Source organism: Streptomyces sp. NPDC058469, from assembly GCF_042721125.1.
GTDB lineage: Bacteria > Actinomycetota > Actinomycetes > Streptomycetales > Streptomycetaceae > Streptomyces.
The window spans coordinates 34,230-37,863 of sequence record NZ_JBHXME010000047.1 but is presented as its reverse complement, the minus strand read 5'-3'; the positions used below and the strand labels follow the sequence as shown (position 1 = coordinate 37,863).

Sequence of the window (3,634 nt, the reverse complement as noted above, 5' to 3'; positions counted from 1 at the left end):
TGCTGGGGGCGGGGTCTATGTACCTCTTGTCCCGGGGCCTGCCGTGTTTTTTTTACCCCCCCACCTTTTTGTGGTGGTGTGTGGGGGGGGGCGTTTAAAACCCCGCCCGCCCCTCACCACGTACAACAACTGCTGCCTACGGCTTACTGCTTACGACGTGCCGCTTACGGCACCGGCGTCGCGTGCGGAGTGCACGTGAAGTCGGCCGCGTCGAGCTTCCCGGTCAACAGGTAGGTGTCCACGCGGGAGTTGATGCAGGGATTGACCAGACCGGTCACACCGTGCGAACCGGCGTCCTTCTCGGTGATGAGCCGGGAGCCCTTGAACCGCTTGTGCAGGTCGACGGCGCCGGCGTACGGCGTCGCGGCGTCGCGCTGTGACTGCACGATGAGGACGGGCGGCAGACCCTTGCCGGCCTTGACCTCGACCGGGCTCTGCTGCTTGACCGGCCACGTGGCACACGGCAGGTTCATCCAGGCGTTCGCCCACGTCATGAACGGGTACTGCTTGTTGAGCGCCGTGTTGTCCTTGTCCCACTTCGCCCAGCTGGTGGGCCACTTGGCGTCGGTGCACTCGACGGCCGTGTAGACGGCGTTGCCGTTCTCCGAGGAGATGTTGCCCGCCGTGTCCGACAGGTCGGGCGAGGCGGCGTCGATGAGCGTCTGGGCGTCTCCGGCGAAGTACTTGCTGAAGGCGGTGGCGACCGGCACCCACGAGGAGTCGTAGTACGGGGCGCTCTGGAAGAAGCCGATCAGCTCGGCCGGACCGACGACCCCACCCAGGGGGCTCTTCTTGGCGGTGGCGCGCAGTTCGAGCCACTTGGCCTGCACGGCGGCGCGGGTGGTGCCGAGGTGGAAGGCCGCGTCGTTCTTGGCGACCCAGTCCTCCCAGTCCTTCCAGCGGCCCTCGAAGGCGATGTCCTGGCCGAGGTTGGCCTCGTACCAGATGTTGGACTGCGCCGGGTTGACGACGCTGTCGACGATCATGCGGCGGAGGTGGGACGGGAACAGGGTGCCGTAGACGGCGCCGAGGTAGGTGCCGTAGGAGACGCCCAGGTAGTTGAGCTTCTTCTCGCCGAGGGCGGCGCGGATGACGTCGAGGTCGCGCGCGGTGTTCGGCGTGGTCATCTGCGCGAGCATGGTGCGGCCGGTGCGCTGGGCGCAGCCGTCGGCGTACTCACGGGCCAGCTTGCGCTGCGCGTTCTTCTCGGCCGTGCTGTCCGGCACCGGGTCCGCCTTGGGCGCCTTCACGAACTCCTGCGGGTCGATGCAGGAGATGGGCGCCGAGTGGCCGACACCGCGCGGGTCGAAGCCCACGAAGTCGTACGCCTTGGACGTCTTGACCCACAGCGGGTTCTTGGTGGTGACCCGCAGCGGGAAGCGCATTCCGGAGCCGCCCGGACCGCCGGGGTTGTAGACGAGCGCACCCTGACGCTCAGCCGCGGTGCCGGTGCTGACGGCACGGTCGACGGCGAGCTTGATCTTCTTGCCGTTCGGCTTGGTGTAGTCGATCGGCACGGTCACCCAGCCGCACTGGACCGGCTTCGCGAATCCCCAGTCGGCGGGGCAGTCCTGCCAGTTGATCCCGGCCTTGGCTGCGCGGGCGGCGGTGAGCGCGGCGCCCTGGGCCGCCGCACGGTCCTGCCCGTGCCCTGCGGTCTGGCTGGTCTGTGCGTTGGCCGCGGGTGCCACCACGGCGCCGGCTATCAGTGCCGCCGCCGCGAATCCGGCCGAACCGAACGCCATCACCCGGCTCTTCGGTCTGTTGTGCCTCAAGTGGGCCCCTCCCCGTACATCGTTGCGAAATGGTCTCGGAGGATCCTCGCGGCTGTGAGCCACCTGAGAACAGGGGCGGTTGACCTTCTTTACCAATCCGATAAGCGGAAACGTCCGTACCGCTCAGCGGATACTCACCCGAGCGACGCCAGCGCCTCGTCCAGCACGCGCCGCAGCCTCAGCCCGTCCGCCGCGACAGCCGTCACCAGCACGGCGGGCCCGGCGAGCGGCGCCAGGGCTGCACACTCCCCCAGCATGCGCGCTGCGACCGGCTCCCGGGTGAACTCCGGCCGTACGACGACGAGTTGCCCCACAGCGCGGTGCCCCGCGAGCACGGCGGGCCCGTCCCAGCCACCCGGCGCCCCGGGCCCGCAGGCCAACTCCTGATCGAGCACGGTACGCCCCGCGACCCGCACGGAGAGCCGACTGGTGAGCCGCCCCGGCTCCTCCCCGACCCGCCCGAGCACCTGCTCCTCACGCAGCACGAGCCGGGCGGAGTCGGCGAGGTCGACGCGCGTCGTGACACGCAGATCACTACCGCGCACGGAGATCAACTGCTCGGGCAACCAGAGCAGTTCACCGTCTTCGGCGACGCTGAGCCGAACGTCGTACCGCGACTCCCCCTTCTCCTGCCCGGGCAGCGCGAGGGTGGCGGCGGCGGAGCCGACCCGCAACCGAGCCCCACGCTCGACATCCGCCTCGACGGCGAAGTGGTCCCCGCCGAGCGGTCCGCTCATGGCCCCGACGAGCATGACCTGAGCCTCGGCCCCTCTCCCCCGGGTCCGCCGCAGCGCAAGCGGCCCGTCCCCCTCCAACACGGGCAGCGCGGTACCGCCCCGCCCGTCCTCCCGAGCCACGATCCGCGCGGTGGCCCGCACCCCGCTCACGATCACACGACCCACGCGGCAAGCCGCTCCCGCACCCAGCCGGCGACGTCGGCAACCCCTGCCTCAGTCCTCAACGACTGGAAGACAACGGGCAGTTCGGCACGCTGAGCCTTGGCATCGGCAGCCATCCGCCCCAGATCGGACCCGACATACGGCGCGAGGTCGGTCTTGTTGACGACCAGCAGATCGGCGGTGGTGACACCGGGCCCGCCCTTGCGCGGAATGTCGTCCCCACCGGCCACGTCGATGACAAAGATCTGCGCGTCGACAAGCCCCTTGGAGAAGGTGGCGGTGAGATTGTCCCCACCGGACTCGACCAGGATCAGATCCAACGGCCCGACCTCGTCCTCCAGGTCCTCGACGGCTTCGAGGTTGGCGGAGATATCGTCCCGGATAGCAGTGTGCGGACAGGCCCCCGTCTCCACGGCGGTGATCCGCTCGGGCGGCAACACGGCTTCCCGCAACAGGAATTCGGCGTCCTCGCGGGTGTAGATGTCATTGGTGACGACAGCGAGCGACAACTCGTCCCGCAGAACCCGGCAGAGCGCGGCAACGGTAGCGGTCTTACCGGACCCGACGGGCCCACCGAGCCCGATACGCAGGGCACGGCGAGTGCCATCGGCGCGACGCGCGTCGGCACTGACGGCGGCGGGGCCGTCGTGAGTGTGGTCGAGATGCATAAGGCGGCTCCTTCTGGTGTTCTACGAGGCGTTGCGGTTCAGGGGTCCTGAGGCTTGGGGGCCTTGTCTCCTAAGGCGCCTTGCGGCTTCGCGGCCTTACGGCTTGGGGCCCTTGTCAGGTCAGGGCCCGCGTTCCTCTTCTCTACGGCGCCTTGCGGCTTCGGGGCCTTACGCTTCGGTGCCTTCAGCCAGGGCCCGCATCCCTCAGCCCGTCCGGCGTTTGAGGACGAGGCCGTTCAGGCCGATCGGGGGTCCAGGGGGCGGAGCCTCCTGGCGGGGTCGAAGGGGCGGA

The 3,634-nt window shown here is 69.3% G+C and carries 3 protein-coding genes; all 3 read right to left on the bottom strand.

Annotated features, from left to right (window positions below; all coding sequences use genetic code 11):
• Positions 1 to 164: 164 nt before the first annotated feature.
• Positions 165 to 1,745, bottom strand: a complete 1,581-nt coding sequence (locus tag ACFWP5_RS21285) for an alpha/beta hydrolase (RefSeq protein WP_384158639.1) — start codon at positions 1,743 to 1,745, stop codon at positions 165 to 167.
• Between the two features lie 164 nt (positions 1,746 to 1,909).
• The gene (locus tag ACFWP5_RS21280) at positions 1,910 to 2,677 is read right to left on the bottom strand and encodes an urease accessory protein UreD (RefSeq protein ID WP_384158577.1); all 768 of its coding nucleotides are present in this window, start codon (positions 2,675 to 2,677) and stop codon (positions 1,910 to 1,912) included.
• On the bottom strand, positions 2,665 to 3,342 hold the full coding sequence (gene ureG / locus ACFWP5_RS21275) for an urease accessory protein UreG (RefSeq protein ID WP_384158574.1): 678 nt from the start codon (positions 3,340 to 3,342) through the stop codon (positions 2,665 to 2,667). Before ureG ends, ACFWP5_RS21280 begins: the two co-directional genes overlap by 13 nt.
• Positions 3,343 to 3,634: the final 292 nt, after the last annotated feature.